The organism is Rahnella sp. CFA14(1/10) (assembly GCF_004195095.1).
GTDB classification, from domain to species: domain Bacteria; phylum Pseudomonadota; class Gammaproteobacteria; order Enterobacterales; family Enterobacteriaceae; genus Rahnella; species Rahnella perminowiae.
In genome coordinates this window covers 396,537-413,895 of record NZ_SEWS01000003.1, presented here as the reverse complement: position 1 = coordinate 413,895, position 17,359 = coordinate 396,537, and the positions used below count along the sequence as shown (strand labels likewise).

16 protein-coding genes are annotated in these 17,359 nt (G+C 51.2%); 6 read left to right on the top strand and 10 right to left on the bottom strand.

What is annotated here, in order from left to right; all coding sequences use genetic code 11:
- Entirely contained in the window at window positions 1-546 is a 546-nt protein-coding gene (locus EVX52_RS08540) for a helix-turn-helix transcriptional regulator (RefSeq protein WP_129953403.1), read from the bottom strand.
- A gap of 426 nt (window positions 547-972) precedes the next feature.
- Between EVX52_RS08540 and EVX52_RS08535 the strand changes: the two genes are divergently transcribed.
- Genes EVX52_RS08535 through EVX52_RS08510 form a run of 6 tightly spaced genes read left to right on the top strand, consistent with a single transcriptional unit; the run spans window position 973 to window position 8,841 of the window.
- A complete protein-coding gene (locus tag EVX52_RS08535) occupies window positions 973-2,223 on the top strand; it encodes an HlyD family secretion protein (RefSeq protein WP_129953404.1) in 1,251 nt (416 codons plus the stop codon).
- A 55-nt stretch (window positions 2,224-2,278) separates the two neighbouring features.
- The gene (locus EVX52_RS08530; protein WP_129953405.1) at window positions 2,279-2,998 is read left to right on the top strand and encodes an ABC transporter ATP-binding protein; all 720 of its coding nucleotides are present in this window, start codon (window positions 2,279-2,281) and stop codon (window positions 2,996-2,998) included.
- A gap of 1 nt (window position 2,999) precedes the next feature.
- On the top strand, window positions 3,000-5,429 hold the full coding sequence (locus tag EVX52_RS08525; protein WP_129991090.1) for an ABC transporter permease: 2,430 nt from the start codon (window positions 3,000-3,002) through the stop codon (window positions 5,427-5,429).
- Window positions 5,430-5,476: 47 nt separating this feature from the next.
- The gene (locus EVX52_RS08520) at window positions 5,477-6,889 is read left to right on the top strand and encodes a sigma-54 dependent transcriptional regulator (protein ID WP_129991089.1); all 1,413 of its coding nucleotides are present in this window, start codon (window positions 5,477-5,479) and stop codon (window positions 6,887-6,889) included.
- Window positions 6,882-8,195, top strand: a complete 1,314-nt coding sequence (locus EVX52_RS08515; protein WP_129953408.1) for a PAS domain-containing sensor histidine kinase — start codon at window positions 6,882-6,884, stop codon at window positions 8,193-8,195. Before EVX52_RS08520 ends, EVX52_RS08515 begins: the two co-directional genes overlap by 8 nt.
- Window positions 8,152-8,841 carry a 4'-phosphopantetheinyl transferase superfamily protein gene (locus EVX52_RS08510; protein WP_129991088.1) on the top strand — a complete coding sequence of 230 codons (690 nt, stop codon included), beginning with the start codon at window positions 8,152-8,154 and terminating at the stop codon, window positions 8,839-8,841. Before EVX52_RS08515 ends, EVX52_RS08510 begins: the two co-directional genes overlap by 44 nt.
- Here EVX52_RS08510 and EVX52_RS08505 read toward each other — a convergent pair.
- From EVX52_RS08505 to EVX52_RS08465, 9 genes are all read right to left on the bottom strand, one after another.
- A complete protein-coding gene (locus EVX52_RS08505; RefSeq protein WP_235174360.1) occupies window positions 8,838-9,497 on the bottom strand; it encodes a GIN domain-containing protein in 660 nt (219 codons plus the stop codon). The genes EVX52_RS08510 and EVX52_RS08505 overlap by 4 nt on opposite strands.
- A gap of 191 nt (window positions 9,498-9,688) precedes the next feature.
- Window positions 9,689-11,005, bottom strand: a complete 1,317-nt coding sequence (locus tag EVX52_RS08500; RefSeq protein WP_129991087.1) for a cytochrome P450 — start codon at window positions 11,003-11,005, stop codon at window positions 9,689-9,691.
- Window positions 10,995-11,942: a 3-oxoacyl-ACP synthase gene (locus EVX52_RS08495; protein WP_129953412.1), complete on the bottom strand. Its 948-nt coding sequence runs from the start codon at window positions 11,940-11,942 to the stop codon at window positions 10,995-10,997. Before EVX52_RS08495 ends, EVX52_RS08500 begins: the two co-directional genes overlap by 11 nt.
- Window positions 11,939-12,790, bottom strand: a complete 852-nt coding sequence (locus EVX52_RS08490) for a hypothetical protein (protein ID WP_129953413.1) — start codon at window positions 12,788-12,790, stop codon at window positions 11,939-11,941. The genes EVX52_RS08495 and EVX52_RS08490 overlap by 4 nt, the downstream gene beginning before the upstream one ends.
- A complete protein-coding gene (locus tag EVX52_RS08485; RefSeq protein ID WP_129991086.1) occupies window positions 12,777-13,907 on the bottom strand; it encodes an acyl-CoA dehydrogenase family protein in 1,131 nt (376 codons plus the stop codon). The genes EVX52_RS08490 and EVX52_RS08485 overlap by 14 nt, the downstream gene beginning before the upstream one ends.
- Window positions 13,908-13,949: 42 nt before the next feature.
- Window positions 13,950-14,936, bottom strand: coding sequence for a 3-oxoacyl-[acyl-carrier-protein] synthase III C-terminal domain-containing protein (locus EVX52_RS08480; RefSeq protein ID WP_129953415.1), 987 nt, complete (start codon window positions 14,934-14,936; stop codon window positions 13,950-13,952).
- A complete protein-coding gene (locus EVX52_RS08475) occupies window positions 14,920-15,852 on the bottom strand; it encodes an alpha/beta fold hydrolase (RefSeq protein ID WP_240783445.1) in 933 nt (310 codons plus the stop codon). Before EVX52_RS08475 ends, EVX52_RS08480 begins: the two co-directional genes overlap by 17 nt.
- Window positions 15,738-16,253, bottom strand: coding sequence for a hypothetical protein (locus EVX52_RS08470; RefSeq protein ID WP_129991085.1), 516 nt, complete (start codon window positions 16,251-16,253; stop codon window positions 15,738-15,740). The genes EVX52_RS08475 and EVX52_RS08470 overlap by 115 nt, the downstream gene beginning before the upstream one ends.
- Window positions 16,244-17,359 (bottom strand): acyl-CoA dehydrogenase family protein, encoded by a 1,116-nt coding sequence (locus EVX52_RS08465; protein ID WP_240783444.1) that lies wholly within the window; start codon window positions 17,357-17,359, stop codon window positions 16,244-16,246. The genes EVX52_RS08470 and EVX52_RS08465 overlap by 10 nt, the downstream gene beginning before the upstream one ends.

Below are 17,359 nucleotides of genomic sequence, written 5' to 3'. Positions count from 1 at the left end.
TTATAAACTGTGCAGATTATTAATTAACATGCTTCTCGAAAAGTTATTTCTTTGAATGCCAAAAATAAAATCATAATCTGAGGTTTCTTTTTTACTTTCAGGCCGTGTTGTCCTGAGGACATTTTGTTTAAATTTAAGGGGAGACTCATTATAGGTTTTGCTGAAACTTCTGGAAAAATGCGGTAATGATGAAAATCCGCAAGCATAACTGATATCCGTCAGGGACCATTCGGGTGCTAAATGAATAAACTCCCTTGCTAAGGCGAGCCGGACTTTCCACATCCATTTTATCGGTGTGACATCATAGAAATGTTTGAATACCCGGCAAATATCAAATCGTGTTTTACCACATATCTTTTCCAAATCCTCAAGCGTTATTTCGTCAGAAATATTCTCAAGCATAAAATTAATGATCCTGACAACACATAATGCTTTTTCGGTATGTGCATGTTTTCCATACACAGTTAAATGACGATGATTCAGATCCTCGATTATTTTCTGAGTGAAAAGTGTTTTTTCAGCGTTCGACAGTTTGCGTTGCCACATACCCACCCCTTCTGTGCAAGCCATTAATGATGAACTTTTTAAAAGCGTAACTCCGTACATGAAAGGCTTAAGCAATTGCTATGCCATATTTTTATTGGTTTTAACTGTCTGTTTTTTAATAAAATTATTATAAATTTCTGTTAACGGAACGCGAAATTCCCATTTTCGAAACGTGGTCATTAATGTGAATGAGCCAATATCCCATTAATGGGAATCCTTGCTATAAGCGGGATTGTGCCGGGTAAAAAGAGGGGACAGGTCTTGCCGTCCCGGTTGCTGTTCCATTAATGAGATAGAAATGGAACAAAGGGAAAGGGGGGATTTATTTCATATTAAAAATTCTTTCAAAATCATTAAGTTAATTTTATTTCTGCTATTGGCATGCTTTGTGCTTAAAGCTAAGGAGTTATCAGAAAAGGTATTATCATGGATATTTCAATCCCGCAGACCGGGAATAAATTTGTACTGAAGCGATACCGCAAATCTATTGTTATGGGTGCGTTATTTTTGGCCGCGCTGGTGGCAATCTACAGTTACCGGTTTTCTCCCTATCAGATCTCCCGTGGAAGTATTGCTGTCGGGCAGGTTCAGTATGGAAATTTCTCGGTTGAAGTGCGGGGTAACGGGGTATTGTTGCCGCGTGATATTAACTGGGTTGCTGCGAATGTGGATGCGCGCGTGGAAGAAGTCATCTACAAACCCGGTATGAAGGTAAGTAAAGGGCAATTGCTGGTCAGAATGAGTAACCCGACGCTGGAGCAGAAACTACAAGAAAACCGGCTCGAACTGGATGCCCGCCGGGCTGAGACCGACGCGACTAATGCAGAATTACAAAATAAGATACTGAGTCAGGAAGCACTGGTTCTTGATGCCAGAAGCCGGTTACTCAGCTCTACGATGCGACTTGCCGCGCAAAAGAAATATATTGCGGCAGTGCCGGTGCTGGAATATGAAACAACCCGTATTAATACGGAACAATATCGTCAGCAACTGGTTCTTGAGGAAAAACGGCTGAGCACCCTCAGGCTCAGTGTGGATGCGGATATCAAAGCCAGCGCGATGCGTCTTAACAAGCTGGAATCGTTGGTGCAACTGAGCCAGCAGGATGTTGATTCACTTAATGTCACCTCGCCGATAGAGGGAATTTTGCAGGATGTGAAAGTACAGGTGGGGCAGAGGATCACCACAGGGACCAGTATTGCCCGTCTGGCGAAAGAAAAGGAGCTTTATGCTGAACTCAAAGTGCCGGAATTACAGTCCCGCGATCTGGCTGTGGGACAACAGGTGACGATCAATACCGGACGCAGCCAGTTCACAGGCGTGCTGTCACGGGTTGACCCGGCAGTGACGAATGGCACGGTTAAGGTGGATGTGACATTCAACCAGCCACTGCCGCAGGAAGCCCGTCCTGATCTGAGCGTTGATGGCCTGATTGCAGTGACGAAAATTAATGATTCTCTGTACGTCGAGCGGCCACCGTTCGCGCAAAATAATTTACCGTCGATGCTCTATAAGCTCGATGAAAACGAACATTCAGCCACCAAAATGAAGGTCAACTTCGGGCAAGGATCTGCAGATTATATTCAGGTGACCAGTGGCCTGCGTGCGGGAGACAAAATTATTCTCAGTGACAGCACGGCCTGGCAAGGGGCTGATCAAATTGAGATGACTAAATGATGCCGGCTCACCTGCAAAAGACGCCAGCTAATCGTATAAAGCTATGGAGATGAAAATGACGGAATCACTGGTAGAACTCACTGATGTGAACAAGATATTTTTAACAGATGAAATCGAAACTCACGCCCTGAGCAAGATTACGCTCAGTATTTCCAAAGGTGAATATGTGGCGATTTCCGGACCTTCAGGGTGCGGGAAATCGACGCTGTTATCGATTTTGGGGCTGTTAGATGTGGCCTCAACCGGTACCTATCAGCTGGCCGGGCACAACGTAGAAAATATTTCTAAAAAGCAACGTGCGTTGGTGAGAAATCGCGATATCGGTTTCATCTTTCAGTCTTTCAATCTCATCAGTGATCTGACCATTGAGGAAAACGTCTCACTGCCCCTGACTTACCGCAAAGATATTTCTAAAACCGAACGGCAGCAGAGGGTGGCTGAAGCATTAGACAAGGTCAATATGTCTCACCGGGGACGCCATTATCCTTCCCAGCTCTCAGGCGGACAGCAACAACGCGTGGCCGTCGCGCGGGCAATTGTGGGCAATCCCTCCATTATTCTGGCGGATGAACCGACCGGTAACCTGGACTCCCACAATGCCGAGGCGGTGCTGAATATTCTCGATAAGCTGCATCAGGAAGGCGCCACCATCTGCATTGTTACCCATGATCCCCGTTCAGCTGAGCGGGCGCAGCGCAGCATTGTGCTCTCTGACGGACAGGTAGTCGGAGACGGACATGTGTCACGGGAACTGACCCTGATAAAGGAAGCGTAACATGCTTTTTGACATCCGATATGCCTTACGCCTGTTACTGAAAAGCCCGTCATTTACCTTCATCACGGTGCTGATAATGTCCTGTGGCCTGGCGCTGACGCTTTATATGTTTTCAGTGATTAATACCATCATGTTTACGCCGCTTCCTTACCCGGACGGGAAAAATATGGTTTTGCTTAATCCGACAGTTAATGGTGTCAGTCTGAGTGATTCAGGGGTTAACTTTCTGGATTATAAAGAAATTAAAGCGCGTAATACCACCCTCGATGAAGTGGGCTATTTCTATGCTGAGCGCGCAGATATCAGTGACGGCACGAAAGCGGTTTCCTACATGGCAATCCGCAATACACCGGAGATGTTTTCTTATGCAGGTGTCCAGCCCTATCGCGGCAGGGTGCTTAACAGTGAAGATGTCCAGCCCGGCGCGACGCCGGTTGCCGTCATCAGCTACAGCATGTGGCAAAATTACTTTGCTGGCGATGAACAGCTTATTGGCAGGGATGTGCTGATTAATGGCATACACACGCGAATTGTAGGCATCATGCCCGCCAGTTTTGCCTTTCCCTTCTTTCATGATCTCTGGCTCCCCTCCAGACTGGATCCATCACAGTATCTGATGCGGACCGGTGCGCCTGAGATTTCTGTTTATGCGCGTCTCAAACCCGGTATCGCCCTGGATGAGGCAGACCGTGACCTCAGTCGGGTGATGCAATCGCTGGCCTCTGAGTACCCTGAAAGCAATAAAGGGCTTTCTGCTCAGGTGCTGACATTCCAGGAAAACTTCATGGGTGAGGAGACCATGCCGATATTTATCGTCATGCTTTTCGCGGTGGGTTTTGTGCTGGTGCTGGCATGTTGCAATGTCGGAAACTTATTGCTGGCGAGGACAACAGAACGTTCAAAAGAAATTGCCATCCGCGTCGCGCTGGGTTCACCTTCCGGCCGTTTAGTGATGCAAATGATGTGGGAAAGCTTATTTATTTGCGCCTTCTCGGGTGTGATCGCCGTTCTGCTTGCCGCCTGGGGGCTGGAGATCACCAATGCATTACTCCCCACTTTTGTGCCCAACAAAATTCCCTTCTGGTGGCATTTGTCACTCGATAACATCATGATCTTCAATGCATTGGCTCTGGTTATTATTACCGCTGTCGTGACCAGCGCTCTGCCGGCCTGGAAAATCACGCATGGTAATTTTAACGATGTTCTGCGTGACGGTACACGGGGGGCGCAAAGTCGCGGGGCGGGCAGGATTTCCCGGATTCTGGTGACCTTTGAAGTCGGGTTATCCTGCTCCATTTTGTGTATCAGTGCGCTGCTGGCCCTGTTGGTCTATCAGGCTACCCGGGCGGATTACGGCGTGGATACGCAGGGCTATCTCACCGGGCAGATAAACCTGAATGCCAGTCAATATCCTGATGATGCGAGCCGGATCCAGTTCTATCAGCGTCTGCAATCTTCTCTCAGCACCATTCCTGGCGTAGAAAAAACCGCTATCACCACCAGTGCGGTCGGGCAATTTACAGTACCACATCAGGTGGATATCGATTCCTCCACCAATAACAGTAAAGATCGCTGGTCTTATCCTCTGGTTAATGACGTGCAAGTCATGCCGGGTAGCCTCGTGGCAATGGGGATCACGCCGGTGGCAGGCAGAGAGTTTGCCAGCAGTGATACACAGGACTCGCAGCCCGTTGTGGTCGTCAGTCAGTCCTTTGCAGAGCAGTTCTGGCCGGGTGAGCGGGATGTTGTCGGTAAACGTCTGCGCTTTCGTGACACAAACGACCAGCGCTGGTTCACCGTTATCGGTGTGGTGCCTAACGTCATTCATGGCAGGCCTTTCAGTGCATTTCGCCAGCGGGTCACGGTTTACCGTTCCCTTGAACAAATACCTGCGGCCTCATTAACGCTGGTGCTCAGGGCGCAGAATCCTGATACGTTAGGGCCTGCGCTGGTTAATGCGGTACGACAAATTGACAGTACACTGTCGGTTAATCAGGTACAGACGTTAAATCAACGGCTTGCCAGGAATACCGCCGGGCTGCATTTCATTGCCAATCTGTTCATGTTGTTTGGGCTGGTCGCGGTAATACTGGCTGCCACCGGCATTTATGCCGTGATGCGCAATGTGATAAATCAACGTATTCAGGAAATCGGGGTGCGTATGGCGATGGGGGCAACGGAAGGGGTTCTGTTGCGCATGCTGATGCTTCAGGGCAGCAAACAATTACTTATTGGCCTGATTATCGGGCTGCCTTTGGCTTTCTTTGTCGCGCCAAAGCTGACGCGCATATTGGGTAACGGTCATACGTCCTTTGCGCTACTCTTTTGGGCGGTGGCGGTAATGATTTCTTTAATTGTGGCGTTAGCCGTCTGGCTGCCTTCCAGACGTGCCATCCGGATGTCGCCTGCGGACGCCATTCGCTATGAATAACCTGTCGCCGCGCCTGCGGGGTGCGGCGGCACAAGCCGGATGCTTTAATGAACGAAAAAAAACGTATTCTTGTGATTGATGATGATGCGGGCATTCTGACCAGCCTCGACATGTTGCTGCGTATGGAAGGGTATGACGTGACTCTGGAAACACAGGCTAACCGGTTATTGCCACATTTGTCTGACAAAGCCTTTGATCTTGTGTTGATGGACATGAACTTTCAGAAAGACACCACCTCAGGTCTTGAGGGTTTGCAACTGCTGGATGAGTTAAAGAAATTTGATGACTGTCTTCCCGCTGTGGCGATGACGGGGTGGGGAAGTGTGGACATTATCGTAAGCGCAATGCGTGCCGGTGCGGCGGATTTTATTCAAAAACCGTGGGATAACGAACGCCTGTTAAGCATTGTTCAGCAACAGATTGCACTGAGCCAGGCGAGACGCTCCGGGAATTGCCTGCGGGAAGAAAATAAGCTGCTGAAACGGGCACTTGAAGATGACATGGACAGCGAATGGGTGGTTCGTTCACCGGCCATGCAACACTTAATCAACGTTGTTGAAACTGTGGCTGCCACCGATACCAGCATTCTTATACTGGGTGAAAATGGCACCGGCAAAAGTCTGCTGGCCCGCTTCATCCATCAATTGTCCTCCCGTTCTGAGCACAGTATTGTTGAAGTTAACATGGGGTGTATCAATGAGCAGCTGTTTGAAAGCGAGATGTTCGGTCATGTAAAAGGCGCCTTTACCGACGCGCGGGAAAACCGGATTGGCCGTTTTGAACTGGCGGATAAAGGCACACTATTCCTGGATGAAATTGGTAATTTGCCGCTGTCACAACAGGTGAAATTATTGCGTGTCCTGGAAGAGCGGCAGTTTGAACGTGTGGGCTCCTCGCGGACACAAACCACCGGGTGCCGGATAATTGCTGCAACCAACACGGATCTTAAAAACGCCGTGGCAGACGGGCGTTTCCGCCAGGATTTACTCTATCGCCTGAATGTCATCCAGATACAGTTACCGCCGCTGCGCGAAAGGCAGGAGGATATTGAGCCGTTGGCTGAACGTTTCCTGCAACGCTTTGCCCGCAAATATAATAAGCCTAAACCGGTATTATCAGCGCTGGCGAGACAGGGATTGCATGACTATTCGTGGCCGGGAAATATCCGCGAACTGAGCCATTTGCTTGAGCGGGGTGTTTTGCTGTGCCGCAATAATACTATTGACCTGGCTGATCTGTGTCTGCCGCTGCCTGTCAGGGCCGGGGCCGCCGGACATGAGCAAAGTCATAACCCTGTTAACCCGCCTGAAACGGGCACATTGGCGGAAATGGAAGAAACGTTACTCTTACAGCGTCTGCGTCAATATGACGGGAATGCTGTCAAAGCAGCGGAATCGCTGGGGCTGAGTCGCAGTGCTTTTTACCGCAGACTGGATAAACTAAAAATCTGTCATGAGTAAACTTTTTCGGTCATTTGAGTCGCGTCATTTATTACTGTGCAGTTTGTCCCCGCTGGGGGGAGTTATTGCCTATCTTCTGTTGTGGCTCTTCCCGCATCAGTCGGTTTATCTCAAATCGCTTACCCTGGTTATCCTGTGTGCCACGCTGGTGTATTTTTCTTATCACTTCTTCCAGCAACTTCTCTATAAAATCAACGTTATTTCCAACTTGCTGGAAGCCGTTGAGCAGGAAGATTTTAGCCTTCGCGGCGTGACCAGCGGGCAGGGCGTATTTGAAGGCGTCATTGAACAGATCAATGACATTTCAGGTCAGTTATCCCGCCACCGTCAGCAGCAGAAAGAGATGGATTTTCTGCTGCAAAAAGTCATCTCTAATATCAACGTGGCCATTTTTGCGCTGGATGATAACCACCGGCTGATCTGGTGTAATGAGGCAGCATCACGCATGCTCGGGACCTCGCTTGAACAGCTGATCGGGGAAAAATCCAGCCACTGGCAACTGGATGCCCTGTTGCAAAATGCTAACCGGGAGCATCCGGTTGAATCCCACCACGAAGGGCGTCCGGGACGTTATAACGTCTCCAGTGATACCTATATGATTGACGGGATCCGGAATATCTTGCTGTTTGTCAGTGACGTAGACGACATGCTGCGCAAGGAAGAACAAAAAGCCTGGCAAAACCTGCTGCGCGTTATCAGTCACGAAATTAATAACTCCCTCAGCCCGATTGCTTCTATCAGTCAGATGCTGCAACAACATTACCGCCGCCATTCAGAAAATCTGCCCGAAGGCTTTGCGGAAGGTATTGATCTGATAAACCGCCGGGCGAAAGAGCTTATTGCTTTTATCAGCAGTTACCGACAACTGAGCAAACTCGCGCCGCCCGTTAAGGCACCGCTGGATTTCGCGGCCCTGATTTCAGAATTGCCTCTGTTGTTCGCGCATCGCAATATTTGCCTGAAAGGCCCCGCGCCGCTGATGGTGGCTATGGACAGGGTGCAGATCCATCAGCTACTCATCAACCTTATCAAGAATGCGGATGAAGCGATGAGTGATTCCACCACGCCGGTCTGCATTGAATGGTCGCAGGAAAAAGGGCGTTTGTGTGTGACGATCCTTGATCAGGGCGTCGGACTGACCAACCCCAAAAATCTGTTTGTCCCCTTCTATACCACTAAACCTAATGGCAGCGGCATCGGACTGATTTTGTGCCGGCAAATCGCTGAAAGCCATGGCGGCTATCTGTCTCTGGAGAATCGACATGATCGAACCGGTTGCCGGGTTACCCTCAATTTACCGCTGTGATCCTCTTCCTGAACTCCGGGCAGGTGAAGGGCTGTGTTTGCTCCATCATTTTGAGTATTCGCGGCCTGAGCAATCCCTGCGTGAGCGGGCACAATGCTGGCTGCGTCAGGTGCTGGCGAACTGTTTATCGGTGACAGATGAGCAACTCATTATCGCAAGGACGCCTCAGGGTAAACCCTGGCTGCCCGGGGCACCATGGTTGCATTTCAACCTATCGCACAGCGGGGCATCGGCTGCGATAGTGCTTTGTTCCGGTACAGAGGTTGGCGTGGATCTGGAAAGGATAAGCGGTAAAGTTGAGGTAAAAAAAGCGATTGCCCGCCGGTTTTTCCACCCGGATGAGCAGCGCTGGCTGGCAGAAGATGAAGAACATTACCTGGTCCGTTTTACCCGGCTCTGGAGTATTAAGGAAGCCTGGCTGAAGGCGCGTGGAACCGGGCTGACACAGTCGCTCGCCAGTTTTTGTGCCCTCCCTCAGAATAACGCAACAGCTGACGTATTGGATGAATATACGGGGGAGAGGGGGGTGTTACACCACGCTGTCATTGAGAATGACGGTTTTTATTGTCTGGCGTATGGTGCCTGTCAGACGCGAAAAGACCTGCCCGTCAGATGGCAGGTCTGTCTTCACCGGACCGGGAATTAAGCGCAGCCGGAAGTTGAAATCTCGCTGGCGAAAGCACTGGCGGCACCGGTATCCACCTGCGCAGAGGTGCTGACGGAAATACGCGCACCCGCTGCCAGAGTGCCCTGGATTTTGGGGATATGGCACAGGGAGGATTCGGCACCCATGCTCATGCGCACGTTCGCTGATTCTGCCGTAAACTCGCGGGGCTTCTTGTTAAACGTCCCGCCCATCGCCAGATCCAGATTTAATTCAGCCGTTTTACCTTCAGCCTGAATATCTGCGCCCATACTGCCTGAAACGGCCAGTTTAGACGGGTCAACCGCGCACGCCGGTGCTGTAATTTTAACGCCGGCCTTGCCCGCCAGGCTGTTCAGCGGAGCACTGGTATACAGCGTGATATCCAGCGTGTGCGAGACAAAGCGATCATTTTCAGCAGCATCGTTGATCAGCAGTAATGCGTGACTGGCATTCGTCACTTTTAATTTGTTCAGCGTATCCTCAGAACCGGTGACAACCATCGAAGGCGTTGCGGCACATTTGATGGTGAGATTGATGCCCTGTCGGACCTCGACGCTGTTAAAGGCTTCGAGAGGAAACGTTTTTTCTGCGGCGAAGGCTGAGGTGCTGGTGATACCGCCAAGCAGGGCGAGCGCTAACGTGATCTTTTTCATCATAATTCCTTGATTTCGTCATAATGTAGCAAGCGTCAGAAACGTTTCTTCCACACTTGATTGAGGCATACAAAATCCTTCCGGCACACAATTTCACCGATACCTTTCTGCCTGCTTCTCATCATTGTGCTTACTTTTGCTTGCCGGTGATTGACTGAGATTGTCAGAAACAGAACCGGCTGAGTGCGGGCAGATCACCGGATGCAGTCATTCAGTTCAGCGTTGTGTATTGACCCGAGAATAAAGGAAATATCTCCACGGGGGACGACGTTAAGCTCAAAAAGCGGGGTGAGGGCCGCAGGAGATGTTGAGGGTGAGAGCGAAATTTGGAAATTTTCACACAGCGTCACAACAGCCGTCGTCAGTTGATCAAGTGCAAGAGTCATGCCCACACAGTTTCGCTTCCCGACGCTAAACGGTAAGAAAATCTCCGGTGCAATTTTATCTTCGCTCAGAAAGCGCTCCGGCCTGAAGCAAAGCGGTTCTGCCCAACAGGCTGGATTGCGGTGTACCAGCCACGGAGAAAATAGCACGCGCGTGCCCGCCGTAATAACATGGCCATCTACAACAAGGTTTTCGGCCACACGGCGTTCAAAAAATGCGGTGACCGGCGTGAGCCTGAGCGATTCCCGGACAATGGCTGACGCCATATTTCGTTTGCCGTGCGCCGTTTCCTCACGCACGGCTTGCTGATAGTGCGGGTGTTGCGAAAGATGTGTCAGGCTCCATAACAAAGCAATACCTGTGTTATCTACGCTGGCGGCAAGATTTCCAAGCAGGAGATTGATGACCCTTTCCCGTGCTTCGGGATTGGCTTCGGGACTGAGTGCCTGACAAAGACGTTCCAGCATGGTGGTATTGCCGGGCTTTGCATCATTGAGCAACGGGCCGAGCAGTGACTCCGCTTCCTGTCGGAAGGCGACCAGTGCCGGATGGCGGCACAGTTCCTCATAATCTGATGTCGGCGCAGCGATAATCAGTTGCAGATAGATGCGACGGAAATGGTCAATCAGCGTATTCAGTTGTGACAGACTGATCCCCTGACCAAAAAATCCTTCAGCTACACACATCAGCGCCCAGTGCAGGCAGATTTCACGCAATGAGATCTGCGCAGGGTCCTGTAAAACGTTGAGCAGCCAGCGGGCAGAGAGTTCGGTACCTTGTTTGAGTAAGGCAGTCTTCGGATTTACCAGGGGTGTCGTGAGTTTTCTCGCCAGGCGCCATTCCTCACCTTCTTTTGATGTCGTCAGGGACTGACCCAGTAAGATGCGTCCGATGGTTGAGGCAGAAGAGAGATGATCAAACTCCTTCACGAACTGACTTTCCTGCTCAATCAGTAAACGTATATGCCGGGCACCGGCAAGCAACAACACGGCATCTTCTTTTTCACCTATCCAAACCTTATCTCCCTTCTGACGGCACGCCAGTTCAGCGATTTTAAGAAAACCCAGTTGCGCATACTGAATGGACGGCGGGATAAAAAAGGGGATGGCTTGCGCGTTATTGGACATACTGATGCTCCGCAAGAGTATCTGAGGTGATCATGGCGCTGCCCACCCAGCCGCCGAGCCCGACAGAAAGCAATAATGCCGGCCGGCCGGTCTCTGCCGGGGAGTAGTCATTGAGCAATAAAAGAGGATCTGTGGTGTAACAATGACCACATTCCCCGATGAGATCGGTCGCAATGCGCTGTTGTGCGTGTTCTGAATGTCGCCGCCAGGTTTGCCAGCTGAGGCGGTTAATGTTGTGAGGCAGCAACCAGGCTTCCCGGCGCACTGCGGGCGAATATTTCCCGAGCGCCTGACCGGCCAGCGCATCATGAGCCTGGTAGAAACCCCTGATATCATCCCGGCTGCCGTCAAGGCCCTGCCAGAATTGAGGATGATGAAAACAATGAATGCCCGTGACTCTCCGCTCACCGCCCCCCGGCCTGAGCAGTGCGCAAATGAAGGCATCTCCGATCAATGTGCAGCCGGGCACATAGCGTTCAGCCAGATCGAAATCTGCCAAAGTATCGCCGGCCAGCAGTGCCACACACCGGTATTTACCCTGTTCGAGCATACGTTGTGCCATCAGCAGCCCCCAGAATAACGTGGCGCAATTTTGCTGATTAAGGGTGATGAGATGAGCGTCAGGAGCAATAAAGTCGAAACGTTGCCGTATCAGTGTTAAATCAACATGTTGCCGCTGTGAACGGGCAGGCAATCCCTGAACTAAAATAATGGCATCGATTTTTTCCGCCTGATTCAGCTGTCCGGCACCTTGCTGTAAAAGTGAGGCAAAACTCGTGGCTGCACTTTCCTCCGCTGTCAGGACTGATGCTGCCTGAAAGCCGAAAAGATGCCGGAATGTCCGGGCTTCACCGGGATGTGCGCCGCGTCGGCTGAGAATGTCCTCAAGCGATAAACGCGCAGGCGGAATAAAGGTTTTCAGCGCAAAAATATTCATGTCATTTTCTCTGCGGCGGCCAGGCCGCACAGGCTAATCTGTCCGTCGTGTTCACTCATTAACAGATAGTCACGCCCGGGCTGAAAGATTTCACCCAGCGCGACGAAGGGTGCTGCGCAAAGTAAATGCGGGTTGACGGCGAAGGACGTGCAGCCAGCAGGCAAAGCCGCCAGACACCGGGCCGGGCCGATAAGCGTTAACTGTTCAAGGCTCAGCCCGAAGTGAGCAACAGATTTCAGGATGTCTGTATTAAGATCCGCTGACGGTGTCAGGCGCTGATATCCCAGATAACGTAAACCCCGTTGTTGTGTGTTGACCAGGCAGATGCAGGCATTATTTTCCGGTTTCAGGCGCGCCATCAGCGGTGAAAAATACATCAGGTTTTTTTGTTCGGCGATGAGCAACAGTCCGTCTTCATCTTTCCCGCGCAGGCAGTCGCTGAGGCCATCAAGTGCAAACAAACCGGCATCCGGCCCGCGATCGCTGATAGCCAGCGCCAGACAGTGAGCCAGGCCAAGCTGATGAATGGCAAAATTCACCACGGAACTGCCCATGTGCAGGTCAGGTGTCCAGTGCGCCATCAGCACCGTTTTCACCCGCTGCGGCTGTACCACCGGTGCAAGGTCTGGCAGCAGTGCAGCGACCATATCACTGAAGGCTGCCCGTTCATTGCTGCTGATCCAGGCATTAACCTGTTCATCCTCTGCGCTGAGCGTCTCACCGCTGGCGGCGAAAAAGTGCTGAACATACGAACGCCAGTGAGGAATATCTTCCTCCCATTCGGGCTGAGGAACCTCAGTATGGTGGAACGACCGGCTGACAATATCGGCGGGATCAAGGTACAGCATGGTATTGATCCCCCCGGGTTTCAGGCGGACGGACGCTGTTAAGCAAGTGAATATTGCTGGTCCCTTCCATGTATTCAAAAGCGAAACTGTCCCGGTAGCGTTTGCGCAGGAAGGTGTCTTCCAGCCAGTCTTGCGTTGCCAGCCAGTCGGGCAGGTGACGTGCAGTCTCCTCAACCAGACGGGTGGCACTTAATTTGAGGCGGCTGGTTTGGGCATACTGCTGCTGACCCGAATGATATCCCTGTGCCAGTGTGAGCATCTGCTGAAAGAGGGCATGATATTTACGCCACTGACCGGCGAGCCAGTTTTTTGCCGCGACCGGCAACGGCCGCGTTTCCAGCGCCTTCAGCAGCCCGTAAGTGGTGCCCAGCGCCATGGCGGCGACCATCGGACGGTGTCTCTCAAAGACCTTACTCAGTGCGTTAAGTCCCTGCTGCAATCCCCGGCGACCGAGTCCTAAAATATCGTCTTCTTTGATATGCAAATTCGTCATCGTCAGACGTGTCAGCGAAGCGCCGGCTAATCCGAATGTATCGAGCAGTTCACGCTGCAAGGCCCCGGTTTTCCCCTGAGGAAATACCATCACTAACCGGTGGGTCTGTTCATAACGTGCAAATACCAAACCTGCACTGGCACGCATTGCGCCGCCGACCAGCATCTTTTGTCCGTTAAGCCACCATCCCTGGCTATTTTGCGTGAGTTCGCAGGAAACCGCTGTGGCGTCAGAGCCGACTCCGGGCTCGGTAACCGCAAAAAATGTCCAGGCAGGACTGTGTTCAAAACAGGAGAAAAAACGCGCCTGTTGTTGTTCAGTGCCGAGCGTCAAAATGGCGCGTGTGCTGAGGGAAGCGCCGGGCAGCATCATCATGGCGCTGGCATCTGTCCGGCTTAAATATTCGATGATTTGTAAGTGATGTGAATAATCAACGTCAGAGAATGCTGCGGTTTCCCAGGGATTAAAACGGGAAGGAATACCGATACAGGCAATGCTCATCAGTTCGGGATGATCAAAACCAGTCACCGCGTGGTCCGGATTATATTCTGACAATTTGCCAGCGGCAGTGAGCACGGCATTAAGTTCATTCAGCTGCGGGTAGAGTTTTGTAATATCAGCCATGAGGAGTTAATACATCACATAAAGAAACACGTGAGCGTTAACTTAATCCTGCTTAATATCGGGAAATTGCTCCAAATTGCAAAACACCGGAATTTCATTACCGTCAGATAAGCCTAACAGTAATGAAGAGAACGTTGCGCCCATGCCCACACTCACCATCATCACATTCGTCTCGGGTGATAACTTTTTCTGACGGATCAATGTGGCTAAATTCAGATAAGGATCAGCGCCAAAACAATGACCATAACGCGGCACATTTTCGAGGAATATTTTTTGACGCGTAATATTAAGTTCATCAGCAAGCCTCTGCCACGACGATAAATTGACATTATGCGGCGCAATCCAGGCGAGCGAACTGGCGGTATGACCAAAATGTCCAAGGGCATTGCGCATCGCAGTGACGATAAAAGAAATATAAACGCTGGCAAAGCGGGATTCTTCTTCTGTTGCGTTTCCGCGATGCTGACTAAATTCGCCTGCCTGCATGCTGTATCTGGCGGTCACTCTGCAACGTTCACCCGAACGGCTGAGCAAAACGGCGCAGGCGGCCTCGCCCATGATAGTGGTGTCGTCAATAAGTTCTACTTTGGGATGAAATGCTTTCTCGCCAACCAGCAGTAAGGCATATTCTCCCGCGTTAAGCCGCCTGCAGACATAGTCGACGGCGGATAATGACGTTGAACAATGTCCCATCGTCAGAGACATGTAATGGGTATCGTCAGAAAATCCGGCTTCATCAAGCAACGCTTTACCATGCAGGTCAAAAGGGCGGATACAGGGCAGCGTATGGGCATGGACGACATGTTTTATCCGGGAAATACAGTGCGCATGATTTTCGGTGAATTGTTTTAACAGCGGGCGCAACAGATCATTAAGGGAACCTGGCTGGCGCGGAAAGTTTGCCAATCCGTAAAAGCGGGAAAACATTCTGACATCAAGCGGGCTCAGATTCAGGGCCGGGGCCACCTCAGCCAGCGATTTACGCTGCTCAGGGATGTATACCGTAATGGATTCAATATGACCCAACATGATGACTCCTTTTTTCATCACCAGCGCCTGCCGCGCGAAGAAAAGAGGCCAGGGCGTGGTGTGTCCTGACATGGGTCAGCACGCCCAGATGGCCGGTATCTTCTATTAATTCCAGCCGGCTGTTGGGTAACTGATGATGAATCTTCCGCGCATCGGCATGATTGATTTTATTGTCCTGCTGACCATGCACTATTAAGGCCGGTATCTCACCCAGGCCAAAAAGTGCGTCTGTTTCGGGCATGCCGGCGGCCGGAAAACGGGACCGGTACTCCGCGCACAGCGGGGCCAGATACTGAACAGGAAGACGGTTTTGCCGTAAAAAGTGCCGAAGCAGGCTGGTAAAAGAGGCCGGTACCGACATCAGCACCAGCTTCCTGAAACGAAACCCAAGAGATGCCGACAAGGCGGTGATAAGTCCGCCAGCGGAATGCGCCACGACGGTATCGAAAGTGCCAAATGTCGTTTGCAGGGTGAGCAGTAACTGAGTTTGCACAGGTAAATCAGCCGGTGCCGGAGTTTGCGGATCATGTCCGAGCAAAAATGGCAAATACACCTCATACCCCTGCGCCTGCAGGATATCCTTAGCCTGGGCCAGCATCAGCGGATGGCCTCCCCATCCGTGCAATAAAAGTGCTTTTTTTGCCCCGTACCCCGGATTTCCACTGATCAGGATCCTGCTGCGATGTGACCCGCAATGCAGGGTCTGTGTTCTCATCAGTGCAAGCTGTTGAGCCTCTGAGGCACGCATAGGAAAAACAGCGGGCGAGGACAGCTTTTCTATCAGCGAATCCAGCCTATTATTCATGACGGTCTCAACGTCCGCGCCGAAAAAATCAGATAATGCAATTCTGACTCCTGAGGCGTCGGGCACTGACTGAGTCTTTGCATCGGATCGAAAACGTAAAGCAAACGACATTCCTCCGTCATCAGAACCCGGGCAAGGGCACTGGCGGCATCGGGATCAAAACAACCGCTGCAAATTCCCCAGGCTTCGGAAAACCCCGGACAGTGACAAAGTAAACTTTGGAGCAATGGGGTTGCTCCGCGTGCGGCCGGATAAAGCGAATCATAGACCAGCAGGCTCTTCGCAGAAGGGTGGGAATGGTGATGGCAAAGTGTGAGAAGAATTTTTGCATGCAGGCGGTTTCCGCAATCTTCTTCCGGCCAGTGATGATACCAGCAATCTTCTGTCCCAGATGTTGCCCCGGTCTCCGGTAACCCAGCGGCAATAAAATGCCGGCTGTCAGGCGTCACCGCTTCACAGCAACTGCGAACTTTTATCGCGCCCTGGCCGAGCAGGGTAATGGTTAAAGGCATGTGCTCATCCTTTGCCTGCGTGAAAATCCCTGATTTAAACGATGGATCTGCCGTGTGCCCTCGGTATATTCAAAGGCTTTCACGTCACGGAATGCTTGCCACAGTTTGTTCAGCAGGGGCATATTCCCGGCTGGCGTATCATGAATAAGCCAGCTGATTATCTCATCGGCAAGTATTACGCAGCTGGTTTTCACCATGCCGGGATGACTGTCAGGTGGTTGTTTATCGTCGGTTTGCTGGCAACTTCGCAGGGCATGGTGATATACCGCCAGCCAGCGACGTTCCGTTTGCGATAACCACACAGACTGCGACACGGTAAGCTGAAGATGGGATTGCCATTCATGTAACGCACGTCGTGCCACACCCAGCGCCAGCGCGCCGACGCAGGGGCGCAGGGCATCAAATGTGGCGATGGCTGATTTTGCAAATCGTTCGGTAGGCTTCAGGTGCCGGCCCAACATATTTTCTTCAGGAATGAATACGTCATTAAACTCTATATGGGCAAGATTGGTGCCTTTTAAGCCGTTTAATTCCAGTGCGTAGCGCGAGATTTCTGCAACCTGAGGATTAAATATAAAGGCATTAATACCCAGCGGCCCAGGTGCTGTGCGGGCAAATACGACACCGGTATCAGCAATCATGCCATTGCCGATGAACATTTTTCTGCCCGAGATCAGATAGCCGTTCCTGACCGGCGACGCCCTGGTTTCCATGGCGCCTGCATCGCTTCCCTGCTCCGGTTCAGTCATCGCAAAACATGACCAGCCTAAAGTTTCCTGAAAGCGGCTAAAAAAAGCATCCTGTTGTTGCTCTGTGCCGAGCCCGGAAACCGCAAATGCCGCCATACCGGGGCCGGGCGCAGAAAACATAAGGATCGGGGAAATAAAACCCACTTTTTCATACAGCCGGTAGCGTGCTGCCAGGCTGATATCCTGATAATTCTGTATATTTTGTTGTAATACATATTTAGCGGGCAGGCCAAGGTAGTTAAATGCTGCGGACTGTGACCATTCGCGCATGACGATACGTGTTTGGTCCGGGGAGACTATCTGACGAAGCTGGTCGGCAATATCCTGCGCATCTGAACCGGGGGTTAAAAAGTCCAT